Raw genomic sequence first — 20,585 nt, forward strand, 5'->3', positions numbered from 1 at the left:
TCATGGCCAACACCGAAACCACCCTGAAGGAATGTCTCGCCTCGATCGAGGGCGCGACCGGAGTGGCGCTCGTCGATTACACCAGCGGCATGGCGCTGGGCACGCTGGGCGGCAGCAAGACGTTCGACCTGAACGTCGCCGCCGCCGGCAACACCGACGTGGTGCGCGCCAAGATGCGCACCATGGAGCACCTCGGGCTCAAGGGCCAGATCGAGGACATCCTGATCACCCTGGCCGACCAGTACCACCTGATCCGGCTGATCAGCGGCCGCGGCGGCAACGGGCTCTTCATGTACCTGGTGCTCGACGCCAAGCGGGCCAACCTGGCGATGGCCCGCCACCAGCTGAAGAAGATCGAGGAGGACCTCGAGGTGTGACCGGCCCCGCGGCCCGGCCGCACGGCCGCCGCGCTCGGACCCGACCGGCTCACCGGTCGGGTCCGGTCCGTTTCCAGGGGGGCACGGCCGGGGCGGGACCCGCCCTAGACGAGCGCCGCGGTACGGCGGCGCGATCCGCCCGGCGCCGCGTCGCCGGCCGCGATGCCGGTGCTGCGGTACGCCTTGACGGCCTTGCCGGCCGGGCGTCCGCCGCGCCGGTCCAGCCAGTCGACGCGCACCCAGAGCAGCGCGTCCTCGGCCCGTTCGAGGCGCCCGAGCCAGGCGGCCTTCAGCCGCAGTCCGGTGCCGCAGCCGGCGAGCAGCAGGCCGGCCGCCGCGGGCACCGCGAAGGAGCTGCCGAGCGCGGCCGCGAAGGCGAGCAGCAGCCACCAGCGGTGACCGCGCCGCCAGGTGCGCACGGTCACGCCCCGGTCCTGGAGCACGTCGTGCTTGCCGGCCCGGGCGGCGCCCCGGCCGAGCGCGGTCAGCCGCCGGCGCCCGCGCGTCGCCACCACGGCGACGGCGACGACGAACAGCGCGGCCCCGGCGAGCACGCCGATCCGCCGCCCGGTGAGGCCGGGCACCAGCACCCCGACACCCGCCGCGAACACCCCGCACCACCACAACGGCGCGGCTCCGGCCCGTACGACGACGGCCACCCGAGCCAGTCCCTGCCCTCCGCGCGCCACGTCCGCCTCCTGGTCTCTCCGGCACAATTCCGTGGCCGTTCAGACTAGTGAGCGAACGTGAGACAAGTCTGAGAGAAAGCGCGGAAGGCAGCCGCGGCTAGTCGACGAAGAGCGCCCGTGCCGCGGCCCGCGCGTCGAACTCCTCCAGCCGGCCCTGCGCGTCGGGCAGGTCGTCGCACATCGCCTCCAGCAGCACCCGCCCCAGCAGCATCGGCGCACAGGCCGTGTCGAAGGCGAGGCCGGTGCCGACGGCGGCCGGCAGCAGCAGGTCGGAGACCTTGGCGACCGGCGCGAAGGCGGAGTCGGCGACCGTCACCACGCTCAGGCCCGCCTCCCGGGCGTAGGCGAGGGTGTCGACGACCTCGCGCGGATGCCGGGGCAGCGCGAAGCAGAGCAGGGCCGAGGCGCCCGCCCGGACGGCGGCGTCGATCCGGTCCTGGATCATGGTGCCGCCCTCGTTCAGCAGCCGGACGTCCGGGTGGACCTTGGCGGCGAAGTACGCGAACCCGTACGCCTGGGAGGCGGCGGCCCGCAGTCCGAGCACGGGCAGCGGGCGCGAGGCCGCCAGCAGCCGGCCCGCCCGCTGCACCGGCCGGGGGTCGGCGAGGAGTTCGGCGAGGTGCCGCAGGTTCTCGATCTCGGCCTCGACGGCCTGCTGGTACTCGTTGTACGAGGCCGAGCCCGCCGTCTGTTCGGCGGGGGCCACCTCGCGCAGGTGCTTGCGCAGGGCGGGGTAGCCGTCGAAGCCGAGGGCGACCGCGAAGCGCGTCACGGACGGCTGGCTGACGCCCGCGAGCTCGGCCAGCTCCACGCTGGACAGGAACGGCACGTCGGAGGCGCGGCGCACCATGCTGTGCGCGATGCGCCGCTGGGTCGGTGTCAGGCGGTGCCCCTCGAAGAGCGCCTGCAACCGGGCGGCGGGACTGTCCGGCGCACCGGCGCCCGGCGGGTCGGCGTCCCCCGCGCCGGCGTCCGGCAGTCCCGCCCCCGGTACTGCGCCGCCGGTCCCCGTCTCCGCGCCCATGCCCCGCTCCCCCTCCAGATCTCCGTGAAACCGGTCCGGCAGTGCGGCCGCCGCGCGCACGTCGTCCGTGCGCGGCGGCCGGGCCGTCCCGCGTCGAGCGCCGCCTCGGCCGGGTCCGGCGGCCTTCCCGGCCCCCGACCGGCTATTCATCTACCGAGAACTCTGCATGACGTCATACAGCCGGGCAAGGGACGCCCCGCGATCGAACGCGTGATCCAGCGGAACGGACCGGCGAAGCGGGCCGGCCCCACCGCGGACACGGGGGTTACCCCCAGTGCGGTGGGCCTCCCCGCTCCCTAGCCTGGTCCTCATGACGGGACGGGAGACCATCATGGAAGCGCGGGACACTGACCTGAAGAAGGACCTCGACGCCACCTTGCAGACCCGCAGGGAACTGGGCGAGGAGTACGAGTCCGCGCTGGTGGACTCGTTCCTGGAGAAGGTCGACCAGCGCATCGACGGCGCGGTCGAGCGGCGGGTGCGGCGGCAGTTCGCCGAGCAGCAGATGGTGGCCGCCCGCGACGCCCGTTCGCCCGGGGCGACGGACTCCTGGGGCGAGCGCTTCGGCTTCGGGATCGTCTCGCTGGTGCTGGCCGTCCCGCTGTCCGCGATCGGCGCGGGCACGGCACACCTGCCGGGCCTGATCGTCTCCTGGGTGGGCATCGTCGGCGTCAACGCGGTCCAGGCCGCCCGTTCCCACCCCGGCCTCTTCGGCACCCGCCGCCGAGCCTCGAAGGACGGCGACTGGCAGGAGTGAGACCCGCCGCGCCGGACGCCCCGTGACGGCGTCCGCGCGCGGGGAAGCTTGCGCGGGGACCGCCGCACCCCCGTTACCGGGGGGCGGGACGACGGCGGTCCCCGCGAGGGACGCGTGCCGGGTCAGGCCGGGCTGGCGCGTCCGAGGCGTCGTGGGAGGTCCGGGAGCCGCTCCGGAGGTCCGTGACGCCGTTTCGTTGCCGGCCTGGCGGGGAGCCGCTCCCGCCCTGCCGACACCCACAAATATGCCGGACGCGTGTTAACCGGGTGCTGCGTACACGTGACACGCTCGTACCACTTCCGCGAAGTCCACCACTTCGGTAGGCAAACGGAAGTTCAGCGCCCGAGGGGGCCGTTCACCGCAGGTTTCCCCGTGGGTGCGGCCCCCGTCGCCCTGATGTCACTTACCGCCCTTGGCCAGGAAAGCCAGGAGGTCCTGGCGGCTGACGACCCCGGTGGGCTTGCCCTCGACGAGGACGATCGCCGCGTCGGCGGTGCCCAGCACGGACATCAGGTCGCCGACCGGCTCACCGGAACCGACCTGCGGCAGCGGGGCCGACATGTGCTTCTCCAGCGGGTCCTCGAGCGAGGCCCGCTGGGTGAACAGCGCGTCCAGCAGCTCCCGCTCCACGACCGAACCGACGACCTCGGCGGCCATGACGTCCGGGTGACCGGCGCCCGGCTTCACGATCGGCATCTGCGAGACGCCGTACTCGCGCAGCACCTCGATGGCCTGTCCGACGGTCTCGTCCGGGTGCATGTGGACGAGGGACGGGATGGCGCCGTGCACCTTGTCGTTGAGGACGTCGGCGACCCGCGCGCTGGGACCCTCGTCCTCGAGGAAGCCGTAGTCGGCCATCCACTCGTCGTTGAAGATCTTGGAGAGGTAGCCGCGGCCGCTGTCCGGCAGCAGCACGACCACGACGTCGTCCGGACCGAGCCGCTCGGCGACGCGCAGGGCGGCCACGACGGCCATCCCGCAGGAACCGCCGACCAGCAGCCCCTCCTCCTTCGCCAGCCGGCGGGTCATCTGGAAGGAGTCCTTGTCGGACACCGGGACGATCTCGTCGGCGACGGTCCGGTCGTAGGCGGACGGCCAGAAGTCCTCGCCGACGCCCTCGACGAGGTACGGCCGCCCGCTGCCGCCGGAGTACACGGACCCCTCGGGGTCGGCGCCGACGACCTGCACCCGGCCGTCGCTCGCGTCCTTCAGATAGCGGCCGGTCCCGGAGATGGTGCCGCCGGTGCCCACGCCCGCGACGAAGTGGGTGATCCGCCCCTCCGTCTGCTCCCACAGCTCGGGGCCGGTGGAGTGGTAGTGGGAGAGCGGGTTGTTGGCGTTGGAGTACTGGTCCGGCTTCCACGCGCCCGGCGTCTCACGCACCAGCCGGTCGGAGACGTTGTAGTAGGAGTCCGGGTGCTCGGGGTCCACGGCGGTGGGGCAGACGACGACCTCGGCGCCGTACGCCCGCAGCACGTTGATCTTGTCCGTCGACACCTTGTCGGGGCACACGAAGATGCACTTGTACCCCTTCTGCTGCGCCACGATGGCCAGCCCGACCCCGGTGTTGCCGCTGGTCGGCTCGACGATGGTGCCGCCCGGCAGGAGTTCCCCGCTCTTCTCGGCGGCCTCGATCATGCGCAGGGCGATGCGGTCCTTCACGGAACCGCCCGGGTTGAAGTACTCCACCTTGGCCAGGACGGTCGCCCGGATGCCCTTGGTCACGCTGTTGAGCTTCACCAGCGGGGTGTTGCCGACGAGGCTGATCATCGAGTCGTGGAATTGCACCGTTGTCTCCGGTTGCTTGCAAAAACAGTGGTCGTAGTGGTTACGCCAGGGTACGGCCCGGGCAGCGGCCGGGGCGGCACGTTCACTCCCGGTGGAGATTGACCGACGGTGCGTACGGGGCAAGGAGTGGGTGTACGGACACGAGGAGGTGGCGTCGAGGCATGACGAGCATGTCGAGGGCGAGAGTGGCCCGGCGCATCGCGGCCGGCGCGGCCTACGGCGGCGGCGGGATCGGCCTGGCCGGGGCGGCGGCGGTCGGGCTGGTGGTGGCGGAGGCGCATCTGGCCCGGCGCCAGGTGAACAACGGGGCGCGGCCGCACGTCCCGCACGCGGAGGGCCGCTACGGCGTCGCCTACGACGCCCCCGGACCCGGCAAGGAACCCCTGCGCCTGACGATGCTGGGCGACTCCACGGCGGCGGGCCAGGGCGTCCACCGCTCCGGCCAGACCCCGGGCGCCCTGCTGGCGTCGGGGCTCGCGGCGGTCGCCGAACGCCCGGTGGAACTGCGCAACGTGGCACTGCCCGGTGCCCGGTCCGACGATCTCGACCGCCAGGTCGCCCTGGTCCTCGGGGACACCGACCGGGTGCCCGACGTCTGCGTGATCATGATCGGCGCCAACGACGTCACCCACCGCATGCCGGCCACCCGCTCGGTGCGTCATCTGTCCTCGGCGGTACGGCGGCTGCGCACGGCCGGGGCGGAGGTCGTCGTCGGCACCTGTCCCGACCTGGGCACCATCGAGCCGGTCCAGCAGCCGCTGCGCTGGCTGGCCCGTCGGGCGTCGCGGCAACTGGCGGCCGCGCAGACGATCGGCGCGGTCGAGCAGGGCGGCCGCACGGTGTCGCTGGGCGACCTGCTGGGCCCCGAGTTCGAGGCCAACCCGCGGGAGCTGTTCGGGCCGGACCACTACCACCCCTCGGCGGAGGGGTACGCGACGGCGGCGATGGCGGTCCTGCCCACGGTCTGCGCGGCCCTCGGCCTGTGGCCGGCGGAGGAGGAACGCCCGGACGTCACCCGTCGCGAGGGTTTCCTGCCGGTGGCGCGGGCGGCGGCGGAAGCGGCCGCGGAGCCCGGTACCGAGGTGACCGCGGCGATGCCGACGGGCCCCCGCGGCCCCTGGGCCCTCCTCAAGCGCCGCCGCCGCCGGCGCGTCCCGGAAACAGAACCCACCACCCCCACAAAAGCCTGACCCTCCTCCCTCCCCCGACGCCGGCCCGACCCACCAGCCCGCCCGGCCCCTCCCCCGACGCCAACCCGACCCACCAGCCCGTCCGGCCCCTCTCCCGACCAGGGCCCGACCCACCAGCCCGTCCGGCGCTTGAGGACGAGGCCCTTTCGGGGCCGAAGGGGGGGTCCGGGGGCGCAGCCCCCGGAAGCGGGCCCGGGGCACCGCCCCGGGAAGGGGTCCGGGGGCTGCGCCCCCGGGGGCCCGGTGCGTGGTCCCGCCCGCACGATCTCGGCCAACCGCCGAAGGCCCAAGCAAGCGCTTAGTAAATTGCGGCGCGAGTCACACGGCCACACCAGTGACCCAGCCCATACGTACGGGTAACTTCCCAGACAGTCCCGCCCGTACGAACCCCTCGCCAATGGAGCCGTGATGCCCGAAGCCGTCATCGTCTCGACCGCCCGCTCGCCCATCGGCCGCGCATTCAAGGGCTCCCTGAAGGACCTGCGCCCGGACGACCTCACCGCCACCATCGTGCAGGCGGCCCTCGCCAAGGTCCCCGAGCTGGACCCGCGGGACATCGACGACCTGATGCTCGGCTGCGGTCTGCCCGGCGGCGAGCAGGGCAACAACCTGGGCCGCGTGGTGGCGGTGCAGATGGGGATGGACCACCTCCCCGGCTGCACGATCACCCGTTACTGTTCCTCGTCCCTCCAGACCAGCCGCATGGCCCTGCACGCCATCAAGGCCGGCGAGGGCGACGTCTTCATCTCGGCCGGCGTCGAACTGGTCTCCCGCTTCACCAAGGGCAACTCCGACAGCCTGCCCGACACGCACAACCCGTTCTTCGCCGAGGCCGAGGCCCGCACCGCGGCCGTCGCCGCGCAGGAGGGCACCACCTGGCACGACCCGCGCGAGGACGGCCTCGTGCCGGACGCCTACATCGCGATGGGCCAGACCGCCGAGAACCTCGCCCGTCTCAAGGGCGTCACCCGCCAGGACATGGACGAGTTCGGCGTCCGCTCGCAGAACCTCGCCGAGGAAGCCATCAAGAACGGCTTCTGGGAGCGGGAGATCACCCCGGTGACGCTCCCCGACGGCACGGTCGTCAGCAAGGACGACGGCCCGCGCGCCGGCGTCACCCTGGAGGGCGTCCAGGGGCTGAAGCCGGTCTTCCGCCCCGACGGCATGGTCACCGCCGCCAACTGCTGCCCGCTGAACGACGGCGCCGCCGCCCTCGTCGTCATGAGCGACACCAAGGCCCGCGAGCTCGGCCTGACCCCGCTCGCCCGGATCGTCTCGACCGGCGTCTCCGGACTGTCCCCCGAGATCATGGGCCTGGGACCGGTGGAGGCCAGCAAGCAGGCCCTGCGCCGCGCCGGCCTCACCGTCGGCGACATCGACCTGGTCGAGATCAACGAGGCGTTCGCCGCCCAGGTGATCCCCTCCTACCGCGACCTCGGCATCGACCTCGACAAGGTCAACGTCAACGGCGGCGCCATCGCCGTCGGCCACCCCTTCGGCATGACGGGCGCCCGCATCACCGGCACCCTCATCAATTCCCTCCAGTTCCACGACAAGCAGTTCGGTCTGGAGACGATGTGCGTCGGCGGCGGCCAGGGCATGGCGATGGTCATCGAGCGCCTGAGCTGATCACCCCCGCGAGGGGGCCGCACAGGGCCCCTGCGTGACCGTCCCGGCACCTGCCGTGACCGAATGGCCCGGAGTCCGGAAAGCCCCCGGACTCCGGGCCATTTGGTGATTCAATCTCCTCCAGGATGTGACCTATCTCCCTCTCCGGAGGATTTACGCAGCTCAGCGCCGCTCGGCACCGATTCCCGGGCCCGAAATCCTGCCCGTTTCGTGACGTTACGCACTGACAGCTGGATAGTCCGCCCTTCAAGCTGATGTAGGAAGTCGGGGGTCGACTTTGAACCGGGAGTACGTCAGTGAGCGCCATGCCGATCGCCTTGCTGGTCACCACGGCCGCCACCGGCGCCGTGGGCGTCGCCGTCCTGCGCACGCTGGTGCAGCTGCGCCGGCAGGTCGCCGCCCTGCACCACCAGCTGGCCAGGGATGCCAGGAACGCCGAGGAGACGGCCGCCGAACTGCGCGGCTTCGTCCCGGCCGCCCGCACCACGGCCGACGCGGCTGAGATACGCGCCGCCGTCGCCGAGGCGCTCGCCGAGGAGCGGGAGCGCGAACTCGCCGAGGCACGGGCGTTCTGGGCCGCCCAGGAATCCCGGGACGCCTCCGACGCACCCTCCCTGCTGGGTCTCCCCGACAGCGAGCTGTTCCTGCCCCGGCAGGCCGACTTCGTGGGTCTGGAGCCGCTGGAGCCCGTCTCCGAACCGTCCTCGGACGCCGACGAGTTCGCCGGGGACTCCGCCGAACTGGCCGCGGCCCGCCGCCGGCACCCCTCCCACCCGGACTTCGTCCCGGTGCAGTCACCGGTCGTGAACGACCACGAGCGCACGGTGGCGGCCCTGGAGGAACTGGCCGCGGACCGGACCGAACTGACCGACGTCCGCCCGGGTCCGCTCGGCACCCTCGACGTCTACGTCTTCGCCGACGGCACCACGCTGTGCATGACGCCGGGTCACCGCGAGACCGCGGAACGCCTCGCCGCGGCCCTCACCGCGGGCGAGACGCCGTTCCTGCTGGGCGGTTCGGGCATATCGGGCGCCTACACCCTGACGTTCCAGTGCGGCGCGGAGAACGTCTACATCCTGGCCGACCGGGTCATAGCGAGCCTGTGAGGCTCACACCCCGGCCCGCTTCTGCGCCTGCGCGACCAACTCCACGGCTTCCCGCACCTGGCCCTCGTCCGTGAGGACGAGGGCCAGGTCGTGCGCGGCGACGGTGATCTGGTCGGCGGCGGCGAACATGCCCGCGTCCGGCATCTCGCGGGGCGGCGCCGCGGGATCCTCGATGAGCTGCGCCCGCCGGGCCAGCTCCCTGGCGAGGGCGAGCGCCTCGCCGGCCGCGCTTCTTTGCAGCCGGCTCTGCGGAGCGGCACGCAGACGGTCGGCGAAGTGGTCCACCGCACGGGTCAGGGACGTCGTATCAGCCACGCCGTGAGGGTACGCGTCGCACCGGGACTGTTGCCAACGGGCGAACACTCAGGCACCGTGACCTGAAGGACCGGCCTACATCCCCTTTGCTACCGGAGGCGCCGATGTCCCATGTCCTCTCCGAGGAGACCCACCGCAACATACTGGCCCGCATCCCCCATTGCACCGGTCGTGAGGTCTCCGACTGGCTGCGCACCGTCGACGAAGGCCCCGCCCTCCGTTTCGAGGAGAAGGTCAGCTGGCTGCGCGCCGAGCACGACCTCGCGTACGGCCACGCCAAGGCGATCATCCACGAGTACGACCTGAGGAGGGCCGCGCGCAAACTCCTCTAGCGCGCTCGCGACACACCACGCCACGGCTACGCGGAAGGGCCCCGGGATCGAGATCCCGGGGCCCTTCCCGCTGCTGCGTCACATCCGCCGGTGGTCCGGCGCGGCGGCCGGGCGGCCGCCGGGTGCGTGCGGTCAGTCGCTGTTGAGGATCGACAGGAGTCGCAGGAACTCCATGTAGATCCAGACCAGCGTCATCGTGAGACCGAAGGCGGCGAGCCAGGCCTCCTCGCGCGGGGCGCCGTAGGCGATGCCGTCCTCGACCTGCTTGAAGTCCAGGGCGAGGAAGCAGGCGCCGAGCAGGATGCCGATGACACCGAAGACGATGCCGAGGGGGCCGCTGCGAAAGCCGAGGCCGTCACCGCCGCCGAAGACGGTGAACAGCAGGTTCACCACCATGAGCAGCACGAAGCCGAGCGCCGCGGCCATCACGAAGCCGTAGAAGCGCCGGTTGACGCGGATCCAGCCCGCCTTGTAGGCCACGAGCACACCGGCGAAGACCGCCATGGTGCCCAGGACCGCCTGCGCGACGACGCCGTCCGCGATGTACGTGGACACCGCGCTGGAGATCACGCCGAGGAAGACGCCCTCGAGGGCGGCGTACGACAGGATCAGCGCGGGCGCCGCGCGGCGCTTGAACGACTGGACCAGCGCCAGCACCATCGCCGCCAGACCGGCGGCGACGCCGATGCCGTACGACTTGTTGATGTTGGCTTCGTCGACCGGCAGCAGCACCCAGGACAGCACCGCGGTGAGGACCACGAGGCCGAGCGTGGTCGCGGTGCGCGCGACGACGTCGTCCATGGTCATCCGGCCGGCGGCCGGTGCCTGCGGCGGTGCGCCGTACTGAAGGTCCTGCTGCGCGTAGGGGTTCTGCGCGTACGGGTTGCCGGCCTGCTGGGCGTACGGGTTGCCCGGCTGGGTGCCGACTGCTGGTCCCCCGGCCTGCGGCGCGGCGTTGAAGCCCGCGTAGCCGTTGTCGCGGCTGAACCCCCGTCGCGAGAAGACCGGGTTTCTGCTCCTCATTGCACTCCTCCGTGGCCGCCCTGCGCGGCCTTGAGCTCAAGGGTAATAGGTAGGCAAAGGATTGACCCTAGTGCTTGGGGAGGATCTTTCCCTGTTGCTGCTGCGCAACACGCTACGCGGCGCCCTGATTCCCCGGGCCGGAGGGCTGTGTTCATGACCAAGCCGGGACCTGGCCGGTACCGCACGGAGACCGTGCCGTCCGCTCACCCGAACGGGAACCCGGTGTACGCCTCGGCCAGGTCGGTCTCGGCGGCGCGGGAGGAGACGATCCGCTCCAGCCGGGCCAGCTGGAGGCGGTCCTCGAAGGGGGTCGCGCCGGGTGCGGGGTGCAGCAGGGTCGTCATGTCGTAGGAGAAGCGCTCGGCCTGCCAGACCCGGCGCAGACAGGTCTCGGAGTAGGCGTCCAGCAGGGCGGCGGATCCCGTGTCCCTGAGGTGCGTGAGGGCGCGCGCGAACGTGACGACGTCCCCCACGGCGAGGTTGAGCCCCTTCGCCCCGGTGGGCGGCACGATGTGGGCCGCGTCCCCGGCGAGGAAGAGGCGGCCGTGCCGCATGGGCTCGTGGACCCAGGAGCGCATGGGGGTGACCGACTTCTGGGTGATCGGGCCGCGCTCCAGTTTCCAGTCGTCGTCGGTCGCGAAGCGGCGCTCCAGCTCGTCCCAGATCTCCTCGTCGCCCCATGCCTGCGCCTCCGTGCCCTCCGGCACCTGGAGGTAGAGGCGGGAGACGGCCGGGGAGCGCATGGACAGCAGGGCGAAGCCGCGGTCGTGGCGGGCGTAGACGAGTTCGTCGTGCGAGGGCGGCACGTCGGCGAGGATGCCGAGCCAGCCGAAGGGGTAGGTCCGCTCGAAGACGCGGGCCGCCGCAGCCGGGACCGCCCGGCGGGCGATGCCCCAGAAGCCGTCGCAGCCCACGACGTAGTCGCACTCCAGGACGTCCTCGACGCCCCGGTGCCGGAAGCGGACCCGCGGCCGGTCGGTGTCCGCGTCCTCGACGGCCAGCGCCTCCGCCTCGAACAGCAGCGGGGCGCCGTCCGCCAGCCGCAGGGCGATGAGGTCCTTGCACACCTCGGTCTGCGCGTACACCGTCACGGAGCGGCCGCCGGTGAGCGCGGGGAAGTCGACGCGGTGGCGCCGCCCGGAGAAGCGCAGTTCGATGCCGTCGTGCCGCAGCCCCTCCCGGTCCATGCGGTCCGCGGCCCCGGCGGCGCGCAGGACGTCCGCCGTGCCCTGCTCGAGGATCCCGGCGCGCTGCCGCTGCTCGACGTAGGCGCGGTCGTGGCTCTCCAGTACGACGGAGTCGATACCGGCGTTGTGGAGCAGACGCGCGAGGAGGAGGCCGGCGGGGCCGGCGCCGACGATGCCGACGGTGGTGCGCATCGGGCGATTCCCTTCGGGATTCGAACAGACTTGTTCGCACAGTGAAGTTTTCTTCACCGTCTTGGGACGTGAGTCTGCGCCCGAGTGCACCGGGTGTCAACGGTCGGGACGGCGAGGGGGCCGACCGCCGCGGCGGTCAGTGCCCCGAGGGAGGACGCAGCGATCGCCGGGACGTCGGAAGTGCCCAGAGCCGGACTTGAACCGGCACGCCCGCGAAGGGGCAGCGAGGTTTAAGCTCGCCGTGTCTGCATTCCACCATCTGGGCAGGCCGAGGGCTCCACTTGAGCTTCAGACCCTATCGGGATCCGTCACCCGGACAGCGGAGCAGCGGACCGATGTTGTCTTATTTTATTGGCGCCTGAGGGTGCATCAGCACCCGGAACTCGCCATCTGCACTTGCCAATAGCCTGGCGTGCGGCAACCGCTTGCGTATGCGGAATGACGGAATTTCACCGCCCGAACGAGGGTGCTCCACCGGTTCTCGACGAACGTCCGGCCCTCGGACGGCGGCGGGAGCGCGTAGGGGCCGGGAGTCATACCCAGGTATGACACGACGGCCCACCGTCCGCCCCGAGTCTCCCTTCGGAACCGGAACAGCGGCTGACTACACGGCGGCCCCCGGCGGCGACGATGGTTCACGTCCCCCAGACAAGCCGTCGTCCCGTCAGGAGCCACGCCCGTGACCACCAGCCCCCTCGCCGACCGGACCACCGCCGTGGCCGCGCGCGCCACGGACCTGTCCAAGATCTACGGACAGGGCGAGACCCAGGTGGTCGCCCTGGACCGGGTCTCGGTCGACTTCCGGCAGGCCGAGTTCACCGCGATCATGGGACCGTCCGGCTCCGGCAAGTCCACGCTGATGCACTGCGTGGCGGGTCTCGACACCTTCTCCTCCGGCTCCGTGCGCATCGGCGACACCGAGCTCGGCTCGCTGAAGGACAAGCAGCTCACCAAGTTGCGCCGGGACAAGATCGGCTTCATCTTCCAGGCGTTCAACCTGCTGCCGACGCTGACGGCGCTCGAGAACATCACGCTGCCGATGGACATCGCGGGCCGTAAGCCGGACAAGGAGTGGCTGGAGAAGGTCATCGCGATGGTGGGGCTCGCCGACCGGCTGGGCCACCGGCCCTCGCAGCTGTCCGGCGGCCAGCAGCAGCGGGTCGCCGTCGCCCGCGCCCTCGCCTCCCGGCCCGACATCATCTTCGGCGACGAGCCGACCGGGAACCTGGACTCGCGCTCGGGCGCCGAGGTCCTGGGCTTCCTGCGCAACTCGGTGCGGGAGCTGGGCCAGACCGTGGTGATGGTGACGCACGACCCGGTGGCCGCCGCCTACGCGGACCGCGTGGTCTTCCTCGCGGACGGCCGGATCGTCGACGAGATGCACGGGCCGACGGCCGACTCGGTGCTCGACCGCATGAAGCGCTTCGACGCCAAGGGCCGCACCAGCTGATCCCCGGGTCCGGCCGCCCAGGGCCGCACCCGCCGATCCCCGACCGGGACCGACCGCTCGACCACGAGCAGGACTGAGAAGACACACCCATGTTCCGTACCGCCTTGCGCAACGTGCTCGCGCACAAGGCCCGGCTCCTGATGACCGTGCTCGCCGTGATGCTCGGCGTGGCCTTCGTGTCGGGGACCCTGGTCTTCACCAACACCCTCTCCGGCGCCCTCCAGAACAGCTCGGCCAAGGGCTTCGACCAGGTCGACGTCGCCGTCACCGCCGAGGCCCAGGCCGACGTCGGCGACCGCATCGTCAAGACGCCCGAGCTGACCCAGGCCCTGCTGGAGCGGAGCGCGAAGGTCCCCGGCGCCGCCTCCGCGGTCGGCGTCGTCACCGGCTTCACCGCCATCGCCGACAAGGACGGCAAGCTCATCGGCGGCGGCTTCCAGTCGCAGGGCGGGAACTACTGGGGCGAGAAGGACGCCCGGTACCCGTTCGCCTCCGGGCGCGCCCCGCACGGCGCGGACGAGGTCGCCGTCGACGCGAAGACCGCCGAGCGGGCCGGGTACGCGGTCGGCGACACCGTCCGGATCTCCGTCGACGGTCCCGTCCTCACCCCGAGGATCACCGGCGTCTTCACCACCGACGACGGCAACGTCGCGGCCGGCGGCAGCCTCGCCCTGTTCGACACGGCGACCGCGCAGAAGCTCTTCGGCAAGCCCGGCACCTACGACGAGATCGACGTGCGGGCGGCCGCCGGGACCTCGCAGGGCGCGCTGAAGTCCGCGCTGGACAGCGCGCTGCCCAAGGACCTGGTCGAGACCACGACGGGCCGTCAGCTGGCCGACGACCAGGCCGAGGCGATCTCCGCGTCGATGAGCGGGATGAAGCAGGGGCTGCTGGTCTTCGCCGGGATCGCCCTGTTCGTCGGCACGTTCATCATCGCCAACACCTTCACCATGCTGGTCGCCCAGCGCACCAAGGAACTCGCGCTGATGCGGGCCGTCGGCGCCTCCCGCCGGCAGGTCACCCGCTCGGTGCTGATCGAGGCGTTCGTCGTCGGCACGGTCGCCGGGGTGACCGGGCTGATCGCCGGCATCGGCATCGGCGCCGGACTGCGCGCGCTGCTGGGCAAGCTGGGCGCGACGGTCCCCGACGGGCCGCTCGTCGTCTCGGGCGGCACGGTCGCCGCCGCCCTCGTCGTCGGCGTCGTCATCACCATGCTCGCCGCCTGGCTGCCCGGCCGCCGGGCCGCGAAGATCCCGCCGGTCGCCGCGATGAGCAGCGTGCACGCCACCGCGACCACCCGCTCCCTGGTGCTGCGCAACACCCTGGGCGCCCTGTTCTCGGCGGCCGGCGTCGCCGTGGTCCTGGCCGCGACGACGATGAGCGGCTCCGACGGACAGGCCCCCATGGGTCTCGGCGCGGTCCTGCTGATCATCGGCGTCTTCATCCTGACCCCGCTGCTGTCCCGGCCGCTGATCGCGGCCTCCGCGCCCCTCCTGCGGGTCTTCGGGGTGTCCGGAAAACTGGCCCGGCAGAACTCGGTGCGCAACCCGCGCCGTACCGCGGCCACGGCCTCCGCGCTGATGATCGGCCTGACCCTGATCACCGGGATGACGGTGATGGCGGGCAGCCTCCAGAAGTCCATCGACAAGATGGCGTCCTCCGCGATCAGCGCCGACTACGTCGTGTCGATGGCGAACGGCAACTACCTCTCCGCGGACATCGACGGCAAGCTGCGGGCCACCGACGGGGTGACCGCCACCAGCCCGATGCGCAACGCGCCCGCCAGGATCGACGGCACCACCGAGTACCTCACCGGTGTCACCGGCTCCACGATCGGCGAGCTGACCGACCTCACCGTGCGCGACGGCGCCTTCGAGGTCGCGGGCGCACGCGTCGTCGTCGACGACCGGACCGCGAGCTCCCACCACTGGAAGGCCGGTTCGGTCTTCACCGTGAACTACGAGGACGGCAAGAAGCAGCAGCTGACGGTCTCCGGGGTCTACGAGGGCAACGAGCTGATCGAGGGCATCCTGCTGGACAACGCCTCCCTCACCCCGCATCTGGCCGACCCGACCGACATGCGGGTCATGGTGAAGACGTCCGGCGGCGCCTCGGACGGCACGAAGGACAAGCTGGAGAAGGCCCTCGGCTCCAACCCGGCCGTCAAGGTGCAGAGCAAGCAGGACCTGTCCGACGAGGTCGCCAAGATGTTCACACTGATGCTGAACATGCTCTACGGGCTGCTCGCGATGGCCGTGATCGTCGCCGTCCTCGGGGTCGTCAACACCCTCGCGATGTCGGTCTTCGAGCGCTCCCAGGAGATCGGCATGCTGCGGGCCATCGGCCTGGACCGGCGCTCGGTCAAGCGGATGGTCCGGCTGGAGTCCCTGGTGATCTCCCTCTTCGGCGGAGTGCTCGGCATCGGCCTGGGCGTGTTCTTCGGCTGGGCGGCCGGCGAACTCCTCGGCACCCGCATGGCGACGTACGAACTCGTCGTGCCGTGGGCCCGGATGGCGGTCTTCCTGCTGCTGGCCGCCGGCGTGGGCATCCTGGCGGCGCTGTGGCCCGCCCGGCGGGCGTCCCGTCTGAACATGCTGGCCGCGATCAAGTCCGAGTAGCGCGGACCCGGCCGGGGCCCCGTCGCGCGGTGCGGCGGGGCCCTCGTGCGTGCGCGGCCACCGGGACCGGGCGGGCCGTCAGTTCCAGGTGCGGGCCCGCAGCGGCATGCCGGAGCCGCCCGACGCGGGGGTACGGACGGCCAGGACCTGGTTGACGCCGATCCGGTTGCGTTCGAAGGCGACCGCGGAGGCGGCCATGTACAGCCGCCAGACCCGGGCGCGGCCGGGGCCGGTGAGGCGGACGGCCCGGTCCCAGCCGTCCTCCAGGCGCTCCACCCAGCGGCGCAGCGTCAGGGCGTAGTGCTCCCGGATCGACTCGACGTCCCGGACCTCGAAACCGGCGCGTTCGAGCTGGGTGACGGTGGTGCCCACGGGGGCGAGCTCGCCGTCCGGGAAGACGTAGGCGTCGATGAACGCGTCCACGTCGTAGGCCGCTTCGTCGCGCTGCGGGCGGCGGGCGATCTGGTGGTTGAGCAGCCGGCCGCCGGGGCGCAGCAGCGCGGACAGGACCTGCGCGTACTCGAGGTACCGGGCGGAGCCGACGTGTTCGGCCATGCCGATGGAGGAGATCGCGTCGAACGGCTCGTCGGTGACGTCCCGGTAGTCCTGGACGCGGATGTCGACGCGGTCGGTGAGTCCGGCCTCGGCGACCTGCTTGCGGGCGAACGCCGCCTGCTCCTGGGAGAGCGTCACCCCGACGACGGTCGCCCCGTGCTCGCGGGCCGCGTGGACGGCCAGTGAGCCCCAGCCGCAGCCCACGTCCAGCAGCCGGGAGCCCGGGCGCAGGTCCAGCTTGCGGCAGACGAGTTCGAGCTTGTCGCGCTGGGCGAGTTCGAGGGTGCTGTCCTCGGACTCCCAGTAGGCGCACGAGTAGACCATCGAGGGGCCGAGGACCAGCGCGTAGAAGTCGTTGCCGACGTCGTAGTGGTGGCTGATCGCGCGCCGGTCGGTGTGCCGGGTGTGCCGGTGGCCCGTCCGGTGGATCTCCTCGCGCGGCGGGGCGGGCGGCAGCGGTGGTCCGGCGAGTCTCAGCAGGCCGTAGACGGCCGCGCGGAAGCGGGGGTCGCGCAGGGAACGGGCGAGGGTGGGGGCGTCCTCGCCCCGCTCCCACAGCAGGCCGGAAAGCAGGTCGAGCGCGCGGTAGAGGTCTCCCTCGATCTCCACGTCACCGGCCACCCAGGCGCGGGCGAGGCCGAGTTCGCCGGGTTTGAACAGGAGCCGGCGCAGGGCCCTGCGGTTGCGTACGACCAGGATCGGCGCGCCGGGCGGGCCCGCCTGCGAACCGTCCCAGGTGCGCACGCGCACCGGGAAGGGAGCACCCAGCAGCTGTTCGACGAGGGCATGGAGCCGCGGCGCGGCGTCAGCCATGATGCAACCTCCGTGACAGAGATCCCGCAATGTCCTGACACCACGTAAACACGGAGAAGCGCGCTGTCCAGTCCCGCGCGGCCGTTACGGCTCGGCAAAATACATGCACACCACATGTGCCCGGCACGGCCGAAGGGGCCGCCCGCACCACGGATGGCGGACGGCCCCTTCGGGGGTGGATCGGTGACCGAGGGTCAGGAGGCCTTGGCCTTCTCGTTCTCGGTCTTCTCGGCGGCCGGCTTCGCGGCGACCGGTGCCGGCTTCGCGGCCTCGTAGAACTCCTCGCGCGGGGACTCGAGCGCACCCAGCGCCACGACCTCGCGCTTGAGGAACATGCCGAGGGTCCAGTCGGCGAAGACGCGGATCTTGCGGTTCCACGTCGGCATGGCCAGGCCGTGGTAGCCGCGGTGCATGTACCAGGCGAGACGGCCCTTGAGCTTGATCTTCATCTTGCCCATGACGATCATCGCGACGCCCTTGTGGAGGCCGAGGCCCGCCACCGCACCCTTGTTGGAGTGCGCGTACTCCTTCTGCGGGAAGCCCCGCATACCGGAGATCACGTTGTCGCCGAGGACCTTGGCCTGACGCAGCGCGTGCTGCGCGTTCGGCGGGCACCAGGCGTTCTCGACACCGGCCTTGCGGGCGGCGATGTCGGGGACCTGGGCGTTGTCGCCGGCGGCCCAGATGTAGTCGGTGCCCTGGACCTGGAGGGTCGGGGCGGTGTCGACGTGACCGCGGGGGCCCAGCGGCAGGCCGTAGCGGGCCAGGACGGGGTTGGGCTTGACGCCGGCGGTCCACACGATCGTGTTGGAGTCGACCTCGAGGCCGTTCTTCAGCACGACGTGGCCGTCGACGCAGGAGTCCATGGAGGTGGAGAGGTAGATCTCCACACCGCGGCCCTCGAGGTGCTCCTTGCCGTACTGGCCGAGCTTGGGGCCGACCTCGGGAAGGATCTTGTCGGCGGCGTCGACGAGGATGAACCGCATGTCCTCGCGGGAGACCGTCTTGTAGTACTTGGCCGCGTCCCGGGCCAGGTCCTCGACCTCACCGATGGTCTCCGCGCCGGCGAAGCCGCCGCCGATGAAGACGAAGGTGAGCGCCTTGCGGCGGATCTCCTCGTCGGTGGTGGAGTCGGCCTTGTCGAGCTGCTCGAGGACGTGGTTGCGCAGGCCGATGGCCTCCTCGACACCCTTCATACCGATGCCCTGTTCGGCGAGGCCGGGGATCGGGAAGGTGCGGGAGACCGCGCCGAGCGCGATCACCAGGTAGTCGAAGGGCAGCTCGTACGCCTCGCCGACCAGCGGGGCGATCGTGGCGACCTTGCGGTCCTGGTCGATGGTGGTGACCCGGCCGGTGAGAACCTCCGCCTTGGGCAGCACGCGTCGCAGCGGGACGACGACGTGACGCGGGGAGATGTTGCCGGCGGCGGTTTCGGGGAGGAAGGGCTGGTAGGTCATGTACGACCGGGGGTCGACGACCGTGACGGTCGCCTCGCCGTAGCGCATCTTCTTCATGATGCGCCGAGCTGCGTACAGGCCTACGTACCCACCGCCTACTACGAGGATCCTGGGACGCTCCGTGGTGCTCATGCCATCGAGTATCCACCCGCCCCAGGGGGGTCGCTCGTGCGCCCCTTCACAAGCTTCGAGGGGGTGTGTGCTATCCTCCGCGGCCCGCGTGATCCACGTCATGGCGCCGGACGGGAACCAGCGTGTAGGGCATGGCGTTGTCAATGCCGCGTGAGCTGCCTCTCCGGGCTCAGGGAGCCTCCGTGAGGGCCCCGCGACACCCCCTTCCGACCGCCCCGCGGGGGACACCCGCGCGTCTCTTTTGAACACGTTCACACGGGTCTTGGGCCCCCGGAAGGGTCAACCGGCACCTCTCCGTCCTCCGACAGGGCCGAATTCCTTGTGAAGAACTTCACGAACTTTCCCGAGGGGGTGCCCCCAGAACGCGTCCGGGGGGCCGCTCAGGGCCCCCCGGGACTGCTCATCCGGGCATCCTGCCTGCTCAGCAGAGTGCGCCTACCGGGCCGTACGACCGCTACGCGATCGACCAGGCGATGCCGTCGAGGATGTCGTGCTCGCTCACGACGACCTCCCGCGCACCGGTCCGCTCCATGATCGCGAGCAGGACGAGCGCGCCCGCCGCGATCACGTCGACCCGGCCCGGGTGCATCGCCGGCTGCGCCGCGCGCTGCGCGTGCGTGGCCTTCAGCAGGGCGTCGCTGATGCCCTTCACCCGCTCGACGCCGATCCGCGAGTGGTGGATCGCCGCGGAGTCGTACGCGTCCAGTCCCAGCGCGATCGCCGCGACCGTGGTGACCGAGCCCGCCAGGCCGACCAGGGTGTGCGCCTCGCGCAGCGGGACGGTCCGCCCGGCGAGGTCGAGCGCGGCCTCGATGTCGGCGCGCATCGCCGCGACCTGCCCGGCGGTGGGCGGGTCGGTGACCTTCCCGTCCACGACCAGATGCCGTTCGGTCATCCGCACACAGCCCACGTCGACGGAGCGCGCGGCCCGCACCCGGTCGTCACCGACGACGAACTCGGTCGAGCCGCCGCCGATGTCCACCACGAGGAACGGCCCCGCGAGGTCCGCCCGGCCGTCGAGCTCGCGCGTGGCGCCCATGAAGGAGAACTCGGCCTCCTGGTCGCCCGTGATGACCTCGGGCTCGACACCGAGGATGTCCAGCACCCCGCGCACGAACTCGTCCCGGTTCTCCGCGTCGCGGGAGGCGGAGGTGGCCACGAAACGCAGCCGCTGGGCGCCGTGCTCCTTGATGACGGCCGCGTACTCCCGGCAGGCCGCGAAGGTCCGCTCCAGCGCCTCGGGGGCGAGCCGGCCGGTGCGGTCGACGCCCTGGCCGAGACGGACGATCGTCATCCGGCGGTCCAGGTCGACGAGCTCACCGGTCTGCGGGTCGGCGTCGGCCACCAGCAGCCGGATCGAGTTGGTGCCGCAGTCGACGGCGGCGACCCGGGTCACCGTCCGGCCTCCTGCGCGCCGTCCTGCGCCACCGGTGTCACACAGCTGCCCTTGCGCCACCACTGCGGGAGCATCCCGAGGGCCTCGTCGCCGAGCGGGTTGACCCCCGGGCCGGCGGCCAGGGAGTGCGCCACGAGCACGTGCAGGCACTTCACGCGGTCCGGCATGCCCCCGGCGCTGGGGAAGTTCTTCAGTTCCTCGATCTCGTCCCGGCGCCGGATGTAGTCCTCGTGCGCGGCACGGTAGGCGGCGGCCAGTGCGGGATCGGTGCGCAGCCGCTCCGTCATCTCCTTCATCACGCCGTTCGCCTCCAGCGTGCCGATGGCCGAGTTGGCCTTGGGGCACGTCAGGTAGTACAGCGTCGGGAAGGGCGTGCCGTCGGGCAGCCGGGGGGCCGTCTCCACGACGTCCGGCCGGCCGCACGGGCAGCGGTGCGCGATGGCGCGCAGGCCGCGCGGCGGGCGGCCGAGCTGCTGCTGGAAGGCCTCGACGTCCGCGTCGGTGGGCTCGGTGCGCGGGGTGGTCGGCGGGGGCGTGTCCATGCCTGTCTTTCTC

The 20,585-nt window shown here is 71.9% G+C and carries 18 protein-coding genes and 1 tRNA gene; 8 read left to right on the forward strand and 11 right to left on the reverse strand.

Annotated elements, in window-relative coordinates:
• The first annotated feature begins 2 nt into the window (after window positions 1–2).
• On the forward strand, window positions 3–377 hold the full coding sequence (locus Saso_RS15410; RefSeq protein WP_054244176.1) for a roadblock/LC7 domain-containing protein: 375 nt from the start codon (window positions 3–5) through the stop codon (window positions 375–377).
• Between the two features lie 104 nt (window positions 378–481).
• On the opposite strand, the gene Saso_RS15415 is transcribed toward Saso_RS15410, so the two are convergent.
• Both Saso_RS15415 and Saso_RS15420 read right to left on the reverse strand, forming a co-directional pair.
• A complete protein-coding gene (locus Saso_RS15415) occupies window positions 482–1,066 on the reverse strand; it encodes a hypothetical protein (protein WP_189920679.1) in 585 nt (194 codons plus the stop codon).
• A gap of 97 nt (window positions 1,067–1,163) precedes the next feature.
• Complete coding sequence (locus Saso_RS15420; protein ID WP_229901209.1) at window positions 1,164–2,090, reverse strand: MurR/RpiR family transcriptional regulator; 927 nt, start codon at window positions 2,088–2,090, stop codon at window positions 1,164–1,166.
• A 331-nt stretch (window positions 2,091–2,421) separates the two neighbouring features.
• Here Saso_RS15420 and Saso_RS15425 point away from each other — a divergent pair, with 331 nt between their 5' ends.
• Window positions 2,422–2,847 (forward strand): hypothetical protein, encoded by a 426-nt coding sequence (locus Saso_RS15425; RefSeq protein WP_189921396.1) that lies wholly within the window; start codon window positions 2,422–2,424, stop codon window positions 2,845–2,847.
• Window positions 2,848–3,246: 399 nt separating this feature from the next.
• Here the strand turns inward: Saso_RS15425 and Saso_RS15430 are convergent, their stop codons facing one another.
• Window positions 3,247–4,635 (reverse strand): cystathionine beta-synthase, encoded by a 1,389-nt coding sequence (locus Saso_RS15430; protein ID WP_189920681.1) that lies wholly within the window; start codon window positions 4,633–4,635, stop codon window positions 3,247–3,249.
• A 161-nt stretch (window positions 4,636–4,796) separates the two neighbouring features.
• Here Saso_RS15430 and Saso_RS15435 point away from each other — a divergent pair, with 161 nt between their 5' ends.
• The 3 genes from Saso_RS15435 to Saso_RS15445 all read left to right on the forward strand — a co-directional run bounded on the left by Saso_RS15435 (window position 4,797) and on the right by Saso_RS15445 (window position 8,560).
• Window positions 4,797–5,825, forward strand: coding sequence for an SGNH/GDSL hydrolase family protein (locus tag Saso_RS15435; RefSeq protein WP_189920683.1), 1,029 nt, complete (start codon window positions 4,797–4,799; stop codon window positions 5,823–5,825).
• Between the two features lie 408 nt (window positions 5,826–6,233).
• Entirely contained in the window at window positions 6,234–7,454 is a 1,221-nt protein-coding gene (locus Saso_RS15440; RefSeq protein WP_189920685.1) for an acetyl-CoA C-acetyltransferase, read from the forward strand.
• A gap of 305 nt (window positions 7,455–7,759) precedes the next feature.
• A complete protein-coding gene (locus Saso_RS15445) occupies window positions 7,760–8,560 on the forward strand; it encodes a hypothetical protein (protein ID WP_189921398.1) in 801 nt (266 codons plus the stop codon).
• Between the two features lie 3 nt (window positions 8,561–8,563).
• On the opposite strand, the gene Saso_RS15450 is transcribed toward Saso_RS15445, so the two are convergent.
• A complete protein-coding gene (locus Saso_RS15450; protein WP_189920687.1) occupies window positions 8,564–8,875 on the reverse strand; it encodes a hypothetical protein in 312 nt (103 codons plus the stop codon).
• A gap of 104 nt (window positions 8,876–8,979) precedes the next feature.
• Between Saso_RS15450 and Saso_RS15455 the strand changes: the two genes are divergently transcribed.
• Window positions 8,980–9,207, forward strand: a complete 228-nt coding sequence (locus tag Saso_RS15455) for a DUF4287 domain-containing protein (protein WP_109005477.1) — start codon at window positions 8,980–8,982, stop codon at window positions 9,205–9,207.
• 132 nt (window positions 9,208–9,339) lie between these two features.
• Here Saso_RS15455 and Saso_RS15460 read toward each other — a convergent pair whose 3' ends face one another.
• The 3 genes from Saso_RS15460 to Saso_RS15470 all read right to left on the reverse strand — a co-directional run bounded on the left by Saso_RS15460 (window position 9,340) and on the right by Saso_RS15470 (window position 11,874).
• Window positions 9,340–10,230, reverse strand: a complete 891-nt coding sequence (locus Saso_RS15460; protein WP_189920689.1) for a Bax inhibitor-1/YccA family protein — start codon at window positions 10,228–10,230, stop codon at window positions 9,340–9,342.
• 203 nt (window positions 10,231–10,433) lie between these two features.
• Window positions 10,434–11,609 (reverse strand): 4-hydroxybenzoate 3-monooxygenase, encoded by a 1,176-nt coding sequence (locus Saso_RS15465; protein WP_189920691.1) that lies wholly within the window; start codon window positions 11,607–11,609, stop codon window positions 10,434–10,436.
• Window positions 11,610–11,790: 181 nt separating this feature from the next.
• Window positions 11,791–11,874 (reverse strand) — tRNA-Leu (locus Saso_RS15470).
• A gap of 414 nt (window positions 11,875–12,288) precedes the next feature.
• Here Saso_RS15470 and Saso_RS15475 point away from each other — a divergent pair.
• Together Saso_RS15475 and Saso_RS15480 are read left to right on the forward strand one after the other, a co-directional pair.
• Window positions 12,289–13,059: an ABC transporter ATP-binding protein gene (locus Saso_RS15475; RefSeq protein WP_189920693.1), complete on the forward strand. Its 771-nt coding sequence runs from the start codon at window positions 12,289–12,291 to the stop codon at window positions 13,057–13,059.
• An 89-nt stretch (window positions 13,060–13,148) separates the two neighbouring features.
• Window positions 13,149–15,677, forward strand: a complete 2,529-nt coding sequence (locus tag Saso_RS15480) for an ABC transporter permease (RefSeq protein ID WP_189920695.1) — start codon at window positions 13,149–13,151, stop codon at window positions 15,675–15,677.
• Between the two features lie 78 nt (window positions 15,678–15,755).
• On the opposite strand, the gene Saso_RS15485 is transcribed toward Saso_RS15480, so the two are convergent.
• The 4 genes from Saso_RS15485 to Saso_RS15500 all read right to left on the reverse strand — a co-directional run bounded on the left by Saso_RS15485 (window position 15,756) and on the right by Saso_RS15500 (window position 20,572).
• On the reverse strand, window positions 15,756–17,045 hold the full coding sequence (locus Saso_RS15485; protein WP_189920697.1) for an SAM-dependent methyltransferase: 1,290 nt from the start codon (window positions 17,043–17,045) through the stop codon (window positions 15,756–15,758).
• A gap of 194 nt (window positions 17,046–17,239) precedes the next feature.
• Window positions 17,240–18,634 carry an NAD(P)/FAD-dependent oxidoreductase gene (locus Saso_RS15490; protein WP_189920698.1) on the reverse strand — a complete coding sequence of 465 codons (1,395 nt, stop codon included), beginning with the start codon at window positions 18,632–18,634 and terminating at the stop codon, window positions 17,240–17,242.
• A gap of 454 nt (window positions 18,635–19,088) precedes the next feature.
• Window positions 19,089–20,030, reverse strand: a complete 942-nt coding sequence (locus Saso_RS15495) for a Ppx/GppA phosphatase family protein (RefSeq protein ID WP_189920700.1) — start codon at window positions 20,028–20,030, stop codon at window positions 19,089–19,091.
• On the reverse strand, window positions 20,027–20,572 hold the full coding sequence (locus Saso_RS15500; protein WP_189920702.1) for a DUF501 domain-containing protein: 546 nt from the start codon (window positions 20,570–20,572) through the stop codon (window positions 20,027–20,029). The genes Saso_RS15495 and Saso_RS15500 overlap by 4 nt, the downstream gene beginning before the upstream one ends.
• Window positions 20,573–20,585 lie beyond the last annotated feature (13 nt).

Source organism: Streptomyces asoensis (assembly GCF_016860545.1).
GTDB lineage: Bacteria > Actinomycetota > Actinomycetes > Streptomycetales > Streptomycetaceae > Streptomyces > Streptomyces asoensis.

What these genes read in the sequence shown, in the direction of transcription:
- Saso_RS15435 (WP_189920683.1), top strand. Translation starts at nt 4,797, where the DNA reads ATGACGAGCATGTCGAGGGCGAGAGTGGCCCGGCGCATCGCGGCCGGC.
- Saso_RS15480 (WP_189920695.1), top strand. Translation starts at nt 13,149, where the DNA reads ATGTTCCGTACCGCCTTGCGCAACGTGCTCGCGCACAAGGCCCGGCTC.
- Saso_RS15465 (WP_189920691.1), bottom strand. Translation starts at nt 11,609, where the DNA reads ATGCGCACCACCGTCGGCATCGTCGGCGCCGGCCCCGCCGGCCTCCTC.
- Saso_RS15460 (WP_189920689.1), bottom strand. Translation starts at nt 10,230, where the DNA reads ATGAGGAGCAGAAACCCGGTCTTCTCGCGACGGGGGTTCAGCCGCGAC.
- Saso_RS15455 (WP_109005477.1), top strand. Translation starts at nt 8,980, where the DNA reads ATGTCCCATGTCCTCTCCGAGGAGACCCACCGCAACATACTGGCCCGC.
- Saso_RS15490 (WP_189920698.1), bottom strand. Translation starts at nt 18,634, where the DNA reads ATGAGCACCACGGAGCGTCCCAGGATCCTCGTAGTAGGCGGTGGGTAC.
- Saso_RS15410 (WP_054244176.1), top strand. Translation starts at nt 3, where the DNA reads ATGGCCAACACCGAAACCACCCTGAAGGAATGTCTCGCCTCGATCGAG.
- Saso_RS15440 (WP_189920685.1), top strand. Translation starts at nt 6,234, where the DNA reads ATGCCCGAAGCCGTCATCGTCTCGACCGCCCGCTCGCCCATCGGCCGC.
- Saso_RS15485 (WP_189920697.1), bottom strand. Translation starts at nt 17,045, where the DNA reads ATGGCTGACGCCGCGCCGCGGCTCCATGCCCTCGTCGAACAGCTGCTG.
- Saso_RS15445 (WP_189921398.1), top strand. Translation starts at nt 7,760, where the DNA reads ATGCCGATCGCCTTGCTGGTCACCACGGCCGCCACCGGCGCCGTGGGC.
- Saso_RS15500 (WP_189920702.1), bottom strand. Translation starts at nt 20,572, where the DNA reads ATGGACACGCCCCCGCCGACCACCCCGCGCACCGAGCCCACCGACGCG.
- Saso_RS15420 (WP_229901209.1), bottom strand. Translation starts at nt 2,090, where the DNA reads ATGGGCGCGGAGACGGGGACCGGCGGCGCAGTACCGGGGGCGGGACTG.
- Saso_RS15425 (WP_189921396.1), top strand. Translation starts at nt 2,422, where the DNA reads ATGGAAGCGCGGGACACTGACCTGAAGAAGGACCTCGACGCCACCTTG.